This is a genomic window from Halorubrum rubrum (assembly GCF_024494685.1).
GTDB classification, from domain to species: Archaea; Halobacteriota; Halobacteria; order Halobacteriales; family Haloferacaceae; genus Halorubrum; species Halorubrum rubrum.
The window spans coordinates 305,568-321,983 of sequence record NZ_JANHDM010000002.1 but is presented as its reverse complement, the minus strand read 5'-3'; the positions used below and the strand labels follow the sequence as shown (position 1 = coordinate 321,983).

Here is a 16,416-nt window from a genome sequence, read left to right as displayed (position 1 = left end):
TCGGCAACGTCGGTCCCCATCGGCCGGCTTAAGGCGCGGCGGGACCGACGGTGGGACAATGAGCCTCGCCATCGACGCCGCGACCCCCGACGCGCCCGACTGTGCGGATGACGGGACCTGGCTCGCCTGTATCGCCTGCGGAGAGACGTTCGCCCCGTTCGAGGCGGTCCGCTACACCTGCGACGACTGCGACGGTCTGCTCGAGGTCCGCTACGCCGACCCGCCGACGTTCGACGACTTCGGCGCGGGCGCGTCGACAGACGGCCCCGACCGCGGGGTGTGGCGCTACCGCGAGGGGCTCCCGTTCGACCTCGGCGTCACGCTTCCCGAGGGAGATACCCCCCTTCACCGGGTTCCCCGGATCGAGAAGTCCGTAGGGGTCGACGCGCTCCGGATCAAACACGAGGGAATGAACCCGACCGGATCGTTCAAGGACCGCGGGATGACCGTCGGGGTCCGCGTCGCGGAGGAGCTCGGCGTCGGCGCGCTCGCCTGCGCGTCAACCGGCAACACCTCGGCCGCGCTCGCGGCTTACGGCGGCCGCGGCGGGATGGAGACGCTCGTGTTGCTCCCGCAGGGGAAGGTCGCCGCCGGGAAGGTCGCCCAGGCGAGCCTCCACGGCGCGCGCATCCTCGAGGTCGACGGCAACTTCGACGCCTGTCTCGACATCGTCCAGGCGCTCGCCGCCCGCGGCGAGGCGTACCTGCTCAACTCGCTGAACCCGTTCCGCCTGGAGGGACAGAAGACGATCGGCTTCGAGATCTTAGAGGAGTTCTACGCCGACTACGGGACGTTCCCCGACCGGATCGTCCTCCCCGTCGGAAACGCGGGCAACACCTCGGCGCTGTACAAGGGGTTCCGCGAGCTGGTCCAGTCGGGCGCGCTCTCGGTCGAGGAAGTGCCCAAGCTGACGGGCGTTCAGGCCGAAGGGGCCGCCCCGATGGTCGAGGCGATCGAGGCGGGCAACGACGAGGTCCGGCGATGGGAGGAGGTCGAGACGCGCGCGACCGCGATCCGCATCGGCAACCCGGTCAACGCGCCGAAGGCCATCCCCGGCATTCACAACACGGGCGGTACCGCCGTCGCCGTGAGCGACGAGGAGATAACCGAGGCGCAGCGCCAGCTCGCGGGCGAGGGCGTCGGCGTCGAGCCCGCCTCCGCGGCGAGTCTCGCCGGCTTGAGGAAGCTCCGCCGCGAGGGCGTCGTCGACGCCGAGGAGCGGGTGGTCTGTCTCACGACCGGCCACCTGCTGAAGGACCCCGACGCCGCCTACGAGGCCGGCGGCGACCCCGAACCCGTCCCCAACGACGTCGACGCGGTCGTCGAACACTTAAACGGGTAGTTCGCTCGGAACGGGATCGGGTCGCTCAGTCGAAACAGGACTGGACGATCTCCAGGGCCGCCTCGCGGTCGTCCCAGGCGACGAACACCGCGACGGAGGTCGCGCTCGTGATGAGGTCGATGATGTTGATCCCCTCCTCGGCGAGCGGGCCGATGATCTCCTGAATGACGCCGGACTGGTTCGGGAGCTCGCCGCCGGTCACGCGGATGACCGCGATCGGGTCGTCGACGGTCACCGACGAGAGCGTCTCGTCGTCGACGACGGTCTCGTGTAACACCGCCTCCGCGCGCTCGGCGACGTCGACGTCGACGTAGAAGGTGACGGAATCCATCCCGGAGGCGACCGCGTCGATGTTGATCTCCTCGCGTCGGAGGCCGTTCGAGAGGTTCGAGAGGATCCCCGGTCGGTTCCGGATCGCCCTCCCGGCGACGGTGAGACACGCGAGCGGCGTCTCGCGCATGTCGATGAGGTTCTCGAACTGCCCCTCGATCCGCGTCCCGCCCCTGAGGAGGTCGCCGTGCTGGTAGTGGACGACGCGAACCGCGAGGTCCTCGCTCTTGTACGACAGCGCGGACGGAGCGACGACCTCGGCACCGCGGAACGAGAGGTTCCGAAGCTCGTCGACGGTGATCCGGCCGACGTTTCGCGCGCCCTCGACGACTCGCGGGTCGCCGGTCATCACGCCCTCGACGTCGGTGACGATGACGACCTCGTCGGCGTCCATGTAGTTGCCGAGCATGACCGCCGTGGTGTCCGAGCCCCCGCGGCCGAGCGTGGTGACGTTGCCGTCGTGGTCCTCCGCGAGAAAGCCCGTGATGATCGGAACGACGCCGTCGAGGCGGGCGGCGAGCGCCTCGGCACGCCGCTTCGTCTCCTCCACGTCGACCTCGCCGAGCTCGTTCGTGATGACCGGCCAGTCGGGGTGGCCGGGCTCGAGGAAGACCGCGTCGATGTCGCGGACCGAGAGGGCAGCCTTCAGCATGCGGACGCTGGTCCGCTCGCCCATCGAGACGATCTCCGCGCGATCCGCGTCGTTGGTGTCGAAGGTGATGTCGTCGAGGAGGTCGTCGGTGGTCGACCCCATCGCGCTCGCGACGACGGCGATCTCGTGGCCGGCCTCGACCGCGTTGGCGACCGAGTCGGCGGCGCGGTCGATCCGGTCGCCGCTCCCGAGGCTCGTCCCGCCGAACTTCGCGACTACGCGCATGCGAGACCCTCGAGATCGCCGATTCCATCGAACTCGTCTACCGATCGTCGTCGAACGCGCGGCGCGATCGAAGAGCCCGCGACCTCCCCCGGTCGGGGGCTCGAAACAGCGTGGCTGTCACTAAACATGCGACCCCGTAACGGAGGGGACCGGATAACTGTGTCCACTTCGACAAGGGTCGCCCCAAGCCGCCCGACGAGGATCGATCCGATACGCTCGACACAGGCGAAGGTGCGAGCGATCGATTGTGGTGGCGCGCCTGCGAGCGCCCGATAGGGCGCGAGCAGAACGCGAGGGACGCGGTGAGCGCTCGAAGAGCGCGAGCCGCGAGGCTGGGGAGGTGTGAGGTGCGGGACTGTGTGGGTGGGACTCAAAGGGGCAGTCGCGAGGACTCGTGCGACTCGCTGTGCGCTTCGGTCGCTCGCGGTGCTCGCTCCCTCAGTGCTTGCTTCGTCGGACTTCGCCCTCGCGACTGGGGCTTTGGTGGTCATCACCGCCCCAGCAACGATCCCCTTCTATCCATCCCATTTCCCACCGAAACACCTGTTCTATAAAGGTACGACAGTCGTTTCACACTATCTATCGCCGGAAAATAGGATCCGTCGGAGTCACGTGTTCGCGACGAACCGACCCCTACTCGTCCGTGACGCCCCAGGCGTCCGGCATCTCGATGACGTACCGGCCGTCCTCCTGGAGCGAGATGATGTACTCCTGGCGGTCGTACAGCTCCATCAGGTTGAGCTCGTACTGGCCGGGACTCACGATCTTGATGCTTTCGAACTGCTCGTTGAGCTCGTCTCGGAGCTCGTCGACGCCCGGCTGTGACGCCGGCGGCTCCATCGACTCGCCGTCGACCTCCGGATCGGTCTCCGAGGCCCCCGCCTCCCGAGCCGCGCGGTCCAGTTCGTCGGGGGTGACGACGTCGGAACGGGCGCTCGCCTGCGCGGTGTCCTCCTCCTCCTCGTCGTCGATGCGTTCGGCGTCGCCCTCGACGGGGTCCGTCGTGTCCGGGTCCGTCGTGTTCGGGTCCGTCGTGTCCGCATCGCCGGTCGGGTCGGATGACCCGCTCGTGTCGGCTGGTCCGGCCGGGTCGCCCGGATCGGACGATGGACTCTTGGAGCCGGATTTCGCGCTCGAGTCGAAACCGGGGGCCGGTTCGGACTCTGCGGTCGTCCCGGACCCGGCGGACGGAGCAGGGTCGGCGGTCGCCTCGGGATCGGCTGACGACGCGGAACCGGCGGACCGAGCGGGCTCCGAGGACTCGGTCGCGCCGGCCGGTTTGAACTGGAACTTGTTGCCCCCGCAGTCGGGACACCCCGACAGCATCTCCTTGGAGCCGTCGGGGAACGTCCGGCCACACTCGATACACTGGTGGGGCATTATTTCCTGGAGACGAGCGTGCTGATCAGGTTCTCGTCCTTGTGAAGCGTCTCGATCCGGTTGGCCGGACCGATGACGGTGAGCTTCTGTGTGGATTCCCGTCCCATCAGCTTGTCGAGGAAGCTCTGGCTTCCGGAGTCCGGCTTCGGGTACGTCTCGATCTCGATGCCGGTGAAGTCGTCCGGGCTGATCTCGGTCATCGTCACCTCGATGAGCTTGGACTCCTCGTCCGGCGAGAGCCCTTCCTCTAAGATGACGATGTTTCCCTCGCGGACCCCGTCGAGGATGAGCCGGATCTTCTCCATGCTCGTGAGCCCCTCCATCCGGGCCCCGCTTATCATGTCGATTCGGACGCCGTCGTCCGCGGGATCGTCACCTCCGTCGACGTCTGGGGTGGCACCCGGCATTATCCGAAGTACTCCGCGATCTTCGTGTACACTTCGTCCATGTTCTCGCCCTCCAACGCCGACAGGGGGATCGTCTCGTGTTGGGGGAACGCGTTGGCGATCTGCTGGACGTCCGATTCGGGGAGGTCCGTCTTGTTCGCGAGGATGAGCGCCGGGAGGTCCTGCGACTCGATGATCCCGATGAGCATCGTGTTCACCTGCGTGAACGGGTCCGTCGTGGAATCGAGCACGTAGATGACGCCGTCGACGTCCTCGCGGAGCCAGTGCATCGCCTCCGCGACGCCCTCGGTCGCCTCTCGGGACCGGCGGACGGCGTCCTCCTTGTCCATGTCGTGGTCGAGGAACTCCTTGTAGTCGACCTTCGTCGTCACGCCCGGCGTGTCGACGATGTCGATCGTGACCTTCCGGCCGTTCCGTTCGATCTCGACGTTCTCCTTCCGGCGGGCCCGCCTGGTTTCGTGCGGGATGTGGCTCTCGGGACCGACGGCGTCGCCGGTCCAGTCGCGTGCGATACGGTTCGCGAGGGTCGTTTTTCCGGCGTTCGGCGGTCCGTAGATCCCGATCCGCTTGGGCTCGTCGGCCGCGAACAGTCCGTCCGTGACCCGTGATATGCTGTCTTTGAGGCTCGTTAACAATCCCATCCTGACCTCCGATCCTGTGTTCTCTCCCGAACACCGCGTTCGTCCTCCTCGACGCCGCTCGATCCGAGCGCCCGACGCCCGTCCGGGGAATTACGGTAGCATCCACGCCGCTCTCACTTAAGAACTGCGTCAGACGCCGTCGATCGGAGGCGTCGGCACCGAACGGCGGCGAACTCGACGACTCGAAGGCGGATCGAGAAGGGAGTCGATCGGAAGCGACCGCGGAGGTCGGCCGGGAACGGAGTCACCTCACTCCTCGCCGGGAACGGAGTCGTCTCACTCCTCGCCGGGAACGGAGTCACCTCACTCCTCGTCGCCCTCGCTCGCGGCGTCGAGGAAGACGAACGCGGCACCGAGCAGCGCCAGGTTCTTCAGGAAGTTGATCTCGTTGCTCTGACGCTCCTTCCCCTCCATGTTCCAGAAGTCGTGGATCGCGGGCGTCGTCCCCAGGAAGAAGACGACCAGCGCGCCGGCGGCCGCCCGCGGGAGCCGCCAGAGGACGATCCCGAGGTTGGCGACGAACAGCATCCCGGTGACGAACGGGACCGTGACCGCCGGCATCGGGACCCCCTTCTCCTCGGCGACCGCGACGCGCTTGTCGTTGTTCTTGAACCCGTCAATCGCCATGTACGCGAGGACGCCGCCGTACAGCGACCGCCCGAGGAGCGAGGGGGCGTCGCGGCCGGGGTCGTCCCCGGCGACGTCGGCGGACTCGGAGTCCGTCTCGTCGGCCATTCACACCACCTCGATCCGGCTGACGTTCGCGTCGACGCGGCCGACCGTCTCGTAGGTCGGGCCGCCGTCCGTCCCGCCGTCGGTGGTCCCTCCGTCGCCTTCGCCGTCGACGCGGCGCATGATCCGCCCCTCGACGTCGTCGCGCTGGTCGGGGACGTCGAAGAGCCCGGAGCCGCAGACCAGGTCGCCGTCGTGGACCGCCCACGTCTCGATCATCTCGTGGGGCTCGCCGGGGAACGGGACGCGCTCGAAGTCGCGCCCGAAGTTCGTCGACTCGAACAGCGCGACCTCGTGGTCGTCGTTCACCCACGCCGGGGGTGCCTCCTCGCCGCCACAGAAGATCACCCGGCCGTCGTGGACGAACACGCGCCGGACGTACGAGAAGTCGTTGCCGGCGTCGATCCGGGTCCAGGACTCGCCGGCGTCCGTCGTCCGCCAGAGGCCGCCCTCGCCGACCGCGTGGCCGAGCCCGAGGTTCTCCAGGTCGTGGTCGAGGTAGCCGGTCGCCGCCAGCCAGACGTCCTCGGAGATCGGGAGCACCTGGTGAACGTCGTCGACGATGGCGTCGCGGTGGTCGGACCAGGTGCGGCCGCCGTCGCGGCTGACGTGGATCCCGCCGGCCTCGACGCCCGCGATGAGGTGGTCCGGGCGGCCGGGGACCGTTTCGAGCGCGCGAAGGCGAGCGTAGTGCGGGTCGATCGGCGACTCCCAGTGGCCTCGAGAGGGGAGTTCACGGAACCCTTTCTGTTCGGCCCACGTGTCGCCGCCGTCGACCGAGCGGAAGAGGTAGGGATCGTTGGTGCCGGCGTACAGCGCGCCGTCCGCGGTCGCGAGGATCGCCCACACCTCGCTCTGCCCGGCGTGCCAGAAGCGGTCGCCGAGGGGAACCTCCAGGTCCGTCCACGTGTCGCCGCCGTCGACCGAGCGGTACGCGCCCGTCGAAGAGGCGACGAACACGCCCTCGGTGTGGTCCCACGACTTCACGGCGGTGACCACGCCGCAGTCGAGAACGGGTTCGAGCTCGTCGCGGTCGAACGGTACGTCGTCGGCTCGGTACAGGCCCTCGTCTGTCCCGATCAAAAGTGTCATACGTTGGTACGTGAGCCGGACGCATACTAAAGTTTTTACCAAGCCGTAAAACGCTAAGTGGCCGGGGTCACAACGAGACGGTCATGCCCGCGTCCGACCCGCCCACATCCGATCCGTCCACAGCCGCCGACTCCGCATCCGATCCGACGAGGCGACCGACCGACGCCGCGTACCTCGACGGGTCGGCTCCCGACCTCCCCTCCGAACTCCTGAACCTCCCGTGGATCGACCCGCACAACCACGCCCACACGCTCTCGTGGTCGGACCGCGAGCGGTACGCGCTTTCCGGATGTCGATCCATGCTGATGGTGTCGTCGGGGTACCACTGGACCCCGTACAAGCCCGTGGAGGCGAGCGATGTCCGCTTCCTGTGGGACGACGCGATCAACCGCCGGGAGGCCATCGAGCGCAACCACTTCTTCGAGGCGAAACTCGGGCTCGGCGTCCACACCGGCGTCCGGATCGAGAACCCCGAGGGGCTGCTGGCGGCGATGGACGACTACTGCGCGCTCGACGAGGTCGTCGCAGTCGGCGAGACGGGCGTGACGCCGAGCCAGCACGTCGAGCGCTGGGACGTCGACGAACAGCAGGCGGTCGTTCAAGCGCAGATGGAACTCGCCGCCGACCACGACCTCCCCGTCCTCCTCCACACGCCGAACACGCCGGGCGAGTCGAAACGCGCGTACCGCGACGACCTCGGCGTGACCCCCGGCTACGAGAAGAACGCGGGGCTCGGCGCGGAGCCGGTCCTCGACGGCGAGAACCCGGCGCTGGAGGCGGTAAAGCGGGACGTCGAGGCGGCGGCGGACGCGGGCCTCGACGAGGAGCGGATCGTGGCCTCGCACGCGGACGCGAACAACACGGCGTACCTGATGGAGGAGACGGACTGCTACCTGAGTTTCACCATCGGTCACTCGTGGCTGATCGGGGTCGACGCCGCCGACGTGGCCGACGCCGTCGACGAGTACGGGCCCGAGCGGATCACCGTCGACACCGACTGCGCGAACGTGCTCCGGACCGACCCGTACGCGGTGAAGCGGGCTATCTTCGAGCTGTACCGCTACGGAATCGACGTCGACGACATCCGCACCGTCGTGTACGAGAACCCCCGCGACGTGTTCGGACTGGCCGAGTGAGACCGACCGGCCCTACCCACTCGAGATGCCACGTCCAGCTCCACGGTATCGAACCGTATTCGACTCGGGTGAACCGCCGCGTACCACTCGTTTTTGGTCGTGTGGGCCGACGTGGAGGTATGAGCCGGTCGGGTCGGCCGAGATTCGCGCGGAACCGCCGGGGCGAGCCGATCGATCCGGTGCCGTTCCTCGTGAGCGTCGGCCTCGCGTTCATGCTCGCCTTCTCGATCGGCCCGATATACGGGATCGCGTACGGGCTCCCGCTTTCGACGTCGCTGGCGGCGTCGGGGGTCGCGTTCGCCGGGATCGCGACCGTCGCGTACGCGCAGTTCGTCAGCGGCGCGCCCGCCGCCGACGCCGGTCCGCTCCCGACCGCCCCGCGGTTCGAACGGCTGTTGTACGCCGCGCTCGCGCTCGGCGTGGTCCTCGCGGGACTGACGCTCCCGTTGTTGTGACCGTCTCCGCGATCTCGCCGCCAACTCTCCGTCGTCGCGACCGCGGGGAACTCCCGCGATCGTCGATCGGCTGTGCGCAACGTTCACACAGCACCAACAGGATGAGGGGCGTCGAGTCCCGACCGGAGGGCATGGGAATCCTCGACACCGTCACGGAGACGCTCGCGTCGTCGACGCAGCGCGCGCCGGGCGAGGGCGGCGACGACGGCTCGGCGGGGGCGTACTGGTGTGACGACTGTACGACCCGCGTTCGCGACGTCGACGTCGACGCCGAGGGGCTCGACCGCGACGCGGAGGGAACCCCGCTGTGTCCCGACTGCGGGGAGGCGATGCGGTTCGAGCGCGCGAGCGGCTCCGGCTGCGCCTGTTGAACCGACACCTCGGTCGACCTACGGCTCCCGGAGGACGACCTCCCCGCCGCCCTCGACCGGGAACGGGTCGACCGCGTCGAGTCCCGCGTCCGTCTCGATCCGCTCCCACTCCGCGTCGGTGACGAGCGCGTCGTCGAGGCGGTCGACGAGCGCGGCTTCGTCGACGTCGGTCCCGATGACGACGTAGGCCGTCTCGCGGTCGCCGTGGTCCTCGTGCCAGTCGAGTTCCGGGCGGTTCGACCGGAGCATGTCGCGTTCGACCTTCGGCCGGCTCGCGATCCACGGGCCCGGCGCGGTCACCCGGACCGACGCCCCGGCCTGGCTCACCTGCTGGCGAACCTCGTTGCCGGCGACCCACAGCGTCCCCTTCGAGCGAACGACGCCCTCCGGGAGGTCACGCAGGACCGCCGCGATCCGCTCGGGGTGGAACGGGCGGCGGCGGCGGTACGTGAACGAGGTGACGCCGTACACCTCGTCGGGATGGCGGTGTGCGTGGTGGTGGTCGTCGTGAGCGCGGCCGTCGCCGTGGGCGTGACGGTCCTCACCCCCGGCGTCTCGCGCCTCGTTTCCCCCGTGCCCGTCGTCCTCGAGCGCGCGCTTCCAGCCCGGTAGCGTCGACACCCCCCGCTCGTCGAACAGGTCGACGGCGAGCAGCCGGCCGGGATCGACGGCGGAGAACTCTGTGCGGATCGTCTCCGCGTCCGGCTGGAGCGCGGCCACGAGCTCCTCGGCGCGCTCGAGCTCCGCGTCGGTACACAGGTCGGCCTTGTTGAGGAGGACGACGTTCGACACTTCGACCTGCTCGACGAGGAGGTCGGAGAGCGGGCGACCCTCCGCGTCGGTGCCGCGGCGCTCGAGGTCGCCGGGATCGGAAAAGGAGTCGAGGAACAGCCGGGTGTCGAGCACGGTCACGAGCGCGTCCACGCGATAGCGGGCGGCCGCGCGCGACTCGGTCGTGAACAGCCGGGCCACCGGCGCGGGTTCGGAGATCCCCGACGACTCGACGACGAGGTGATCGAAGGAGCGCTCGTTCGCGAGCCGCACCACGGCGGTCTCGAGGTCGTCCTGTAGCTCACAGCAGATACAGCCGTTCGACAGCTCCGTGACCCCGTCGTCGACGTCGAGTTCGGACCCCTCCGCGATCAGCTCCGCGTCGACGTTCACGTCGCCCATGTCGTTGACGAGCACGGCGATCTCGCGGTCGCCCGCGTTCGAGAGCAGGTGGTTGAGGAGGGTCGTCTTGCCCGCCCCGAGACTGCCCGACAGCACGGTCACCGGGATCCGGTCGCTCATGGGGGTGCATCCGACCCGCCGGCCCTTCAACTCCCCGAAGTCGGGGACCCCCGGAGGCAAACGGCGATCGGACTCGATGAAAGCCGATACGTTGATACGCCGTCCCCACCGAACGCTCGGCATGAACGGTTTCGTTCCCGTCACCGGGATCGCCGCGGTCGTCGCGACGGTATCGATGGTCCTCGCCATGTTGTACCTGGTCTGGCTCTCGATGGGCGACGGGACACACGCGCCGAGCCCGGACGACGGCGACCGTCCGGAGCTCGACGACGGGGACGCCGAGGAGAGCCAGCCGGAAGTCACGGACGGTACCTCCGCCTGAGACGACGACGCGCTCGCCCGGCTACCCTCTCCGCCCTCGTTCTTCCCGCACGTCCCGCTCACGACCGCGACAGGTTTAGGGTGGTCGCCCGGCGATGAAAGACGATGACAGTCGCCGACCGGATCGCGGCGTTCCGTGCCGCCCTCGAGGAGTGGCTCCGCGGGCTCTACCACGGGATGATCACCCATCCGGCCTACGAGAAGATCGAAAAGGAGGCGGAGGACGCCGAGGACGCGTTCATGCTGGCGTGTTTCCCCGACGCGTTCGGGATCCCCTCGCCCGTCTCGTACTACACCGCCGAGCTGTTGCCGTACCTCGAAGACGAGTTCGAGGCGTGGGAGCGCCGGCTGTGGGACCGTGAGAGCCTGATCGAGCGCAAGGGCCAGCAGTACCACTTCTGATGGAGCCGTTCGTCTTCTTCGGTGGGAAGGGCGGCGTCGGCAAGACGACCGTCTCGTGTGCGTACGGCTACAAGTGTGCGGGCGCCGGCCTGCGGACCCTCGTCGTCTCGACGGACCCCGCCCACTCGGTGTCGGACGTCTTCGACCAGCGGTTCGACGACGACCCGGCCCCGGTCGAGGGCGTCGACGGACTCGACGCGATGGAGATCGACCCGGACGACGAGGTCCAACGACACCTCGGCGAGATCCGCGAGGGGCTCTCCGAGCAGGTCTCGGCCGCGATGGTCTCGGAGATCAACCGCCAGCTGGAGATGTCCCACGGGACGCCCGGCGCGTACGAGGCGGCGCTCTTCGACGCGTTCGTCGGCGTGATGCGCGAGGAAAGCGACCCGTACGACCGGGTCGTCTTCGATACGGCGCCCACGGGATCGACGCTCCGTCTGCTCGGGCTCCCCGAGTTCCTCGGCGACTGGATCGAGCGGCTGATGTACAAACGGAAGCAGTCGATCGACCTCTTCGAGAAGGCGGCGATAGGCGACATGGAGGCCAGACGCGTGATGGAGGGCGACCCGGTTCTGGCCCGGCTTCAGGACCGCAAGGAGTTCTTCGAGTACGCCGGGGAGACGCTTCGGGAGGACGCCGCCTTCTTCCTCGTGTTGAATCCCGACCAGCTGTCGGTCAACGAGACCGGCCGGGCGATCGAGGCGTTCGCCGAGCGTGACCTCGCGGTCCGCGGACTCGTGGCCAACAAGCTCACTCCCGAACCCGACGACGAGGAGCAGGGTCGCGGGGCCCGGTACCTGCGCGAGAAGGTCGCGACCGAACGCGAGCGGATAGAGCAGGTCGAGGAGGGGTTCGACCCCCCGCTTCTCGCCGCCATCGAGTCGCGGACCCGCGAGGTCCGCGGGGACCTCCTCGCCGAGGTGGCCGCCGAGCTCGACGTCGATCCCGCGGCGCCCGAGCGCGCGTGATTGATATCATAGCACACGAAAAGAAAACAATATCTCACTGAGAGAAAACAATTTGAGACGCCGTCAGGTACCCCGATTACGCGGCGGTCCTCCCCGCAACTATCACGGATGATGGGAATATTTAACACGTACTTCGAAAATTCGTAGCACGAGGCAGTTACCCAATGACAAACGTAATTTGGATCGTAGTTGCCGTGCTGGCCACGTTCACCGTCGGGTACATGGGATACTCGCGGTACCTCTCGCGGTTCGTCGACCTCGACGACGACCGGGAGACGCCGGCACACAAATACGAGGACGGACAGGAGTACGTGCCGGCCAAGAAGCCGGTGCTACTGGGGCATCACTTCTCGAGCATCGCGGGCGGCGCGCCTATCGTCGGCCCGATCACGGCGGGGGCGATCTGGGGATGGGTCCCGGCGCTTCTGTGGGTCGCCATCGGCAACCCGCTGATGGGCGCGGTCCACGACTTCATCTCGCTTTCGGGCTCGATCCGTCACGAGGGGCGGTCGATCGGCTACATCGTCGGCCAGTACGTCGGCGACCGGGGGAAGGACCTCCTCCTCTGGTTCGCGTTCCTCACGATCATCCTGGTCGTGGCGGTGTTCGCCCTCGTGGTGGGGATCGTCTTCAACGCGTTCCCGCAGGTGACGACCGCGAGCTTCCTGTACGTCCTGCTCGCGATCGGGTTCGGGCTGTACCTCTACCAGCTCAACGGACCGTTCGTTCCGGGGACCGTGCTCTTCGTCGCCGGCGTCTTCGCCGGCGTCTGGGTCGGCATCCAGTACCCGTTCGCGCTGTTCGAGCTGGCCGAGGGGAGCCACCCCGCCGGCACGTTCGTGCTGTTCGGCGGGACCGGATCGTGGGTGCCGGGCGCGGCCGCGCTCGGCGGCAACACCGCCGCGTGGGTCCCGGTGATCATGGTGTACGGGGCCATCGCGAGCGCGCTCCCGGTGTGGGTGCTCCTCCAGCCGCGGGACTACCTCTCGTCGTTCCTGCTGTACACCGGCGTCGGCGGCGGCGTGCTCGCGATCATCGTCGGTACGCTGTTCGCGACCTCGGCGGAGCCGCTGGTCATCGACTCGTCGATCGCCGCGTTCCAAGGCTTCTGGGGCGTCGAGGCAGCGGGACTGTACCCGCTGTTCCCGCTGCTTTTCATCACCATCGCCTGCGGGACGATAAGCGGGTTCCACTCGCTCGTCTCTTCGGGGACGACGGCGAAACAGCTGAACAAGGAGAGCGACGCCCGGCTCATCGGCTACGGCGGCATGCTCGGCGAGGGGTTGCTCGCCGCGCTGGCGCTGTCGACGCTCGCGGTCGCCGGCTTCGCCGGTGACGCGGCCGGCGGGGGTATCGGCGGCGCGCTCCCGAACTTCGCGAGCGGCGGCGGCATGATCCTCACGAGCTTCAACATCCCCCAGACGATCGGCTCGGTATTCATGGCGCTCGTGCTCGTGAGCTTCCTCCTCACCTCCACCGACACGGCCGTCCGCCTCGGCCGCTACATGATGGAGGAGATCGTCGGCACGCCGAGCGGCGTCACCGACACCGGCCTCTCGGGCGGCATCGGCTCGTTCGCCCGCGGCCGGTACACCAACCCGCTGATCCAGATCGGGCTCGGCTACCTCCTCGTGATCTCCGGGCAGTGGGCGACGCTGTGGGCGCTGTTCGGCGGCGCGAACCAGCTGCTCGCCGCCCTGGCGCTCCTGACCGCGACCGTCTGGATCGCGAACTGGGACGACTCCAAACAGCTCGTCTCCACCGGCGTCCCGATGGCGGTGATGGTGACGATCACGGTGCTCGGGCTGCTCTGGCTGGCGGTGTTCCAGAACCTCTATCTCAACCTCATCCAGGGCGGTGCCGGAACCCTCGGCGCGCAGATCTCCTCGGTCGTCCAGATCGTCCTCGCGCTCGTGCTCGTCGGGCTCGCGCTGTCGCTCCTCCGGCTCGGGTACGGCAACCTGAAGTCGGTTCGGGGCGGCAGCCGGCCGACAGCCGAACCCGGCGACGACTGACTCGCAGCGACCGAGCCGCGGACGACCGACCGCCCGCGACGGACGACCGCTCGCGAACCGGTTCGCGGGGTCCGTTTTTTTCGACCGAACCGCTACCGCCAGAACCGCTTTGCGAACCGCGAGAGGAACCCCTCGTCGGGCTCCTCGACCGGCTCCCAGAGCCGGAAGGCGTCGGCGATTTCCGCCGCCTCGCTGGCGACGATCGACTCCGTCTCGGGCGCGACGACGATCAGGTTCACCTCGTAGTGGCCGTAGTAGCCGAACTTCAGGAGGGTGCGGTCGCGGAAGCCGTCGACGAAGTCGGCGACGTCCTCGGGGAGGCGGTCGCCGACGAGCACGAAGGTGACGTCGGTGCCGTAGTGCTGCTCGTCGCCTTCGACGCGCTCGTCGGCGATCTCGTGACCGAGTTCGACGAGCCGCTCCAGCTCCCCGACGGTCGGGGTCGACACCCGCCGGGCGAACAGGTACTCCTTCGTCTCGTGGTCCGCGTAGCTCAACGCGGGGTGGAGGAACTGTTTCTGGTTGCGCATCCGCATCTCGGCGTACAGTTCGAACCGCTCGCCGTCGACGGCGTAGTCGGCCGAGAGGTCGTAGCTGTACATGAGTCGGTCGGAGACTCGATCCAGATACTCGTCGTCGTAGTCGGGGACGCGCTCGCGGATCTCGGCCGGCAACTCCTCGTGATCGTGACGCGAGGCCGTCCCCGGTTTCGACTCCGTCGCGTCGTCGGACGCGTCGTGGCCGGCCATCGTCACTCGTCGCCCCCGGCGTCGTCGTCGGCGTCCGCGTCCGTCGTCGGATCGTACGCGACCGCGTCGCCGGACGCCGGCGGCGCGCCGATCGCGAGCAGTTCGACCGCCCCGTCGGCGTCCGCGGGGTTGTGCGCACGCTGGGGGCTTCCGGGGTCGACGGCGAACAGCCCGCCGGCGTCCACCTCGAAGGTCCGTTCGGGCGTTTCGACCGCGAGCGTACCGGAGAGGACGTAGAAGGCCTCCTCCTGGGTCTCGTGGTAGTGGTACGCGAGCGGGACCTGCTCGCCGGGATCGGCACGGAAGCGGTTCATCGCCAGCTCCTCGAGGCCCGCCGGGCCCGTCAGCTTCCGGCACTCGCAGGGGCGATCCGGCTCCGGTTCGATCGACGCCGTGTCGACGACGCGGTATCCCATGCGTGATGATTCCACACCCGTCATAAAAGCGCGTCGGGCGACGCGACGGGGACCGGATCCTCCGAACCGCCCGAAACCGGTCGTGCGTGCCGCGCGCACCGCCGACACGGTTTAGTGAACTCGAACACACGATCGGAACAGACAGCGCCATGACCGACGAATCGAACGCGAAACGGACCGAGGCGTGTGGCCGGTGTTCGATGTCGACCGTCGTCGACGCGGTGAACGGCGACGAGTCGCCCGAGGAGCGCGCCGAGCGCGACCCGTTCGCGGGCGAGCGGATCGAGGTCGACGAGTCCGCGATCCGCCGGGTGTCCCCCGCCGGGTTCCTCGGCGATCTCAAATCGCGGCTCGACGACGTCGCGCGTCGGCTTGCCTACGAGAAGTAGACCGTCGCGTGCGGCGGCAGCACCGTCGACACGTCGCACGCACGTATCAGCACTGAGACGCCGACGGGGAGACTTATAGTCGTTCGACACGTTCGTTAGTACAACCAATGGAAGAGAGCATCTCCGGGTTCAAACAACGCGGGGACTGGGGAGACGTCGTCGAGCACGGCGAGCGGATCACGCTCGCGCTCCGGGAGGCCGGCGTGGACGGCGACGCATTCCACGAGTTCGACGACTGGCGGCCGAAGACCCACGAGCGGATCGACGAGGACGTCTCGGAGAAGACCGCGAAGCAGGCGTCGGTGAGCGAGGGCAACGGCGAGAAGGCCGGCAAGACGCCGGGAGACGACCTCCAGACGGCCGGAGAGAAGCTCACCGAGTCCTACGAGAAGGTCGAGGAGGACGACACGGAGGGCGCGGTGGAGCGCTGGGGCGAGTCGATAAACCACGTCGCCCGCGCCGCCGACTCGGCGGGCCGAAAGGCGATCCGGAAGGTCGAGGACACGGTGTACCGGAAGGTGATGACCCAGATGGCCCCGTACTACTTCGACAACGAACTCATCAGCGCCAACGTCACCGAGGTCGCTCGCGGCGACGACGGCGAGACGTTCGAGTTCGAGGTGAACGTCAACGACGACGAGCTGAAAGCCGAGGTGAGCGACATTCTCGCGGAGTACGAGTCCGAGATCGACCGCTGGCACGTCGAGACCGAGAAACGGACCGAGGACGTCGCGGCCGCCGAGGGGGTCGAGCCGCCCGAGGAGGAGGGCGGCCCCGAGTCGACGATGACCTGACGCGAGGACGGAATCGACTCGGCACGGGAGTTTTATCCATCGACCCCTCGAAATCGCGTCCATGACGCCTCCGCTCCGGATCGAGCCCGGCGAGCGCCCCGCCGACGAGATCATCGCCGCGTTACGGGAGGGACGACGGGTCGTCCTCGACGTCGAGGTGGCCGGAAGCGCCCACGAGGTGGTGCTCCGGTACGACGGCGAGACGTACCACTGTGACACCCCGACGAGCCTCCACAGGCACACCGAGGAGGCGGAGATGCGCGCCTGCCTCGACCGCATGGGGTACGCCGCCGAAAACTGACC

The 16,416-nt window shown here is 68.3% G+C and carries 20 protein-coding genes; 11 read left to right on the top strand and 9 right to left on the bottom strand.

The window, feature by feature from the left end:
• Positions 1 to 58: 58 nt before the first annotated feature.
• A complete protein-coding gene (gene thrC / locus NO889_RS03775; RefSeq protein ID WP_256410919.1) occupies positions 59 to 1,342 on the top strand; it encodes a threonine synthase in 1,284 nt (427 codons plus the stop codon).
• Positions 1,343 to 1,367: 25 nt separating this feature from the next.
• On the opposite strand, the gene NO889_RS03770 is transcribed toward thrC, so the two are convergent.
• The 6 genes from NO889_RS03770 to NO889_RS03745 form a co-directional block, all read right to left on the bottom strand.
• Entirely contained in the window at positions 1,368 to 2,549 is a 1,182-nt protein-coding gene (locus tag NO889_RS03770) for an aspartate kinase (RefSeq protein ID WP_256410918.1), read from the bottom strand.
• Between the two features lie 633 nt (positions 2,550 to 3,182).
• Positions 3,183 to 3,929 (bottom strand): OapC/ArvC family zinc-ribbon domain-containing protein, encoded by a 747-nt coding sequence (locus NO889_RS03765; RefSeq protein WP_256410917.1) that lies wholly within the window; start codon positions 3,927 to 3,929, stop codon positions 3,183 to 3,185.
• A complete protein-coding gene (locus NO889_RS03760; protein WP_256410915.1) occupies positions 3,929 to 4,336 on the bottom strand; it encodes a DUF2073 domain-containing protein in 408 nt (135 codons plus the stop codon). The genes NO889_RS03765 and NO889_RS03760 overlap by 1 nt, the downstream gene beginning before the upstream one ends.
• Complete coding sequence (locus NO889_RS03755; protein ID WP_066412679.1) at positions 4,336 to 4,977, bottom strand: Era-like GTP-binding protein; 642 nt, start codon at positions 4,975 to 4,977, stop codon at positions 4,336 to 4,338. The genes NO889_RS03760 and NO889_RS03755 overlap by 1 nt, the downstream gene beginning before the upstream one ends.
• Positions 4,978 to 5,280: 303 nt before the next feature.
• Positions 5,281 to 5,712 carry a DoxX family protein gene (locus NO889_RS03750; protein WP_256410914.1) on the bottom strand — a complete coding sequence of 144 codons (432 nt, stop codon included), beginning with the start codon at positions 5,710 to 5,712 and terminating at the stop codon, positions 5,281 to 5,283.
• Positions 5,713 to 6,801, bottom strand: coding sequence for a WD40/YVTN/BNR-like repeat-containing protein (locus NO889_RS03745; protein WP_256410913.1), 1,089 nt, complete (start codon positions 6,799 to 6,801; stop codon positions 5,713 to 5,715).
• Between the two features lie 83 nt (positions 6,802 to 6,884).
• On the opposite strand from NO889_RS03745, the gene NO889_RS03740 reads away from it, so the two are divergent.
• From NO889_RS03740 to NO889_RS03730, 3 genes are all read left to right on the top strand, one after another.
• Positions 6,885 to 7,937, top strand: coding sequence for a TatD family hydrolase (locus NO889_RS03740; protein ID WP_256410912.1), 1,053 nt, complete (start codon positions 6,885 to 6,887; stop codon positions 7,935 to 7,937).
• 119 nt (positions 7,938 to 8,056) lie between these two features.
• Positions 8,057 to 8,392, top strand: coding sequence for a hypothetical protein (locus tag NO889_RS03735; RefSeq protein WP_256410911.1), 336 nt, complete (start codon positions 8,057 to 8,059; stop codon positions 8,390 to 8,392).
• 131 nt (positions 8,393 to 8,523) lie between these two features.
• On the top strand, positions 8,524 to 8,763 hold the full coding sequence (locus tag NO889_RS03730) for a hypothetical protein (RefSeq protein WP_256410910.1): 240 nt from the start codon (positions 8,524 to 8,526) through the stop codon (positions 8,761 to 8,763).
• Between the two features lie 18 nt (positions 8,764 to 8,781).
• Here the strand turns inward: NO889_RS03730 and NO889_RS03725 are convergent, their stop codons facing one another.
• Positions 8,782 to 10,056 (bottom strand): CobW family GTP-binding protein, encoded by a 1,275-nt coding sequence (locus tag NO889_RS03725; RefSeq protein ID WP_256410909.1) that lies wholly within the window; start codon positions 10,054 to 10,056, stop codon positions 8,782 to 8,784.
• 121 nt (positions 10,057 to 10,177) lie between these two features.
• On the opposite strand from NO889_RS03725, the gene NO889_RS03720 reads away from it, so the two are divergent.
• From NO889_RS03720 to NO889_RS03705, 4 genes are all read left to right on the top strand, one after another.
• Positions 10,178 to 10,378 carry a hypothetical protein gene (locus NO889_RS03720; RefSeq protein WP_256410908.1) on the top strand — a complete coding sequence of 67 codons (201 nt, stop codon included), beginning with the start codon at positions 10,178 to 10,180 and terminating at the stop codon, positions 10,376 to 10,378.
• Positions 10,379 to 10,482: 104 nt separating this feature from the next.
• Positions 10,483 to 10,779 (top strand): DUF7990 family protein, encoded by a 297-nt coding sequence (locus NO889_RS03715; RefSeq protein ID WP_094534864.1) that lies wholly within the window; start codon positions 10,483 to 10,485, stop codon positions 10,777 to 10,779.
• The gene (locus tag NO889_RS03710; protein ID WP_256410907.1) at positions 10,779 to 11,750 is read left to right on the top strand and encodes an ArsA family ATPase; all 972 of its coding nucleotides are present in this window, start codon (positions 10,779 to 10,781) and stop codon (positions 11,748 to 11,750) included. Before NO889_RS03715 ends, NO889_RS03710 begins: the two co-directional genes overlap by 1 nt.
• 164 nt (positions 11,751 to 11,914) lie before the next feature.
• Complete coding sequence (locus NO889_RS03705; RefSeq protein ID WP_256410906.1) at positions 11,915 to 13,765, top strand: carbon starvation CstA family protein; 1,851 nt, start codon at positions 11,915 to 11,917, stop codon at positions 13,763 to 13,765.
• A gap of 92 nt (positions 13,766 to 13,857) precedes the next feature.
• Here NO889_RS03705 and NO889_RS03700 read toward each other — a convergent pair whose 3' ends face one another.
• Positions 13,858 to 14,514 (bottom strand): DUF8052 family protein, encoded by a 657-nt coding sequence (locus NO889_RS03700; protein ID WP_256410905.1) that lies wholly within the window; start codon positions 14,512 to 14,514, stop codon positions 13,858 to 13,860.
• Between the two features lie 2 nt (positions 14,515 to 14,516).
• The gene (locus NO889_RS03695) at positions 14,517 to 14,930 is read right to left on the bottom strand and encodes a cupin domain-containing protein (protein ID WP_256410904.1); all 414 of its coding nucleotides are present in this window, start codon (positions 14,928 to 14,930) and stop codon (positions 14,517 to 14,519) included.
• Positions 14,931 to 15,079: 149 nt separating this feature from the next.
• Here NO889_RS03695 and NO889_RS03690 point away from each other — a divergent pair, with 149 nt between their 5' ends.
• The 3 genes from NO889_RS03690 (at position 15,080) to NO889_RS03680 (ending at position 16,414) form a co-directional block, all read left to right on the top strand.
• Positions 15,080 to 15,319 carry a DUF8007 family protein gene (locus NO889_RS03690; protein ID WP_256410903.1) on the top strand — a complete coding sequence of 80 codons (240 nt, stop codon included), beginning with the start codon at positions 15,080 to 15,082 and terminating at the stop codon, positions 15,317 to 15,319.
• A 107-nt stretch (positions 15,320 to 15,426) separates the two neighbouring features.
• On the top strand, positions 15,427 to 16,113 hold the full coding sequence (locus NO889_RS03685) for a DUF5828 family protein (RefSeq protein ID WP_256410902.1): 687 nt from the start codon (positions 15,427 to 15,429) through the stop codon (positions 16,111 to 16,113).
• A 61-nt stretch (positions 16,114 to 16,174) separates the two neighbouring features.
• Positions 16,175 to 16,414: a DUF8001 family protein gene (locus NO889_RS03680; RefSeq protein WP_256410901.1), complete on the top strand. Its 240-nt coding sequence runs from the start codon at positions 16,175 to 16,177 to the stop codon at positions 16,412 to 16,414.
• The last annotated feature ends 2 nt before the right edge of the window (positions 16,415 to 16,416 follow it).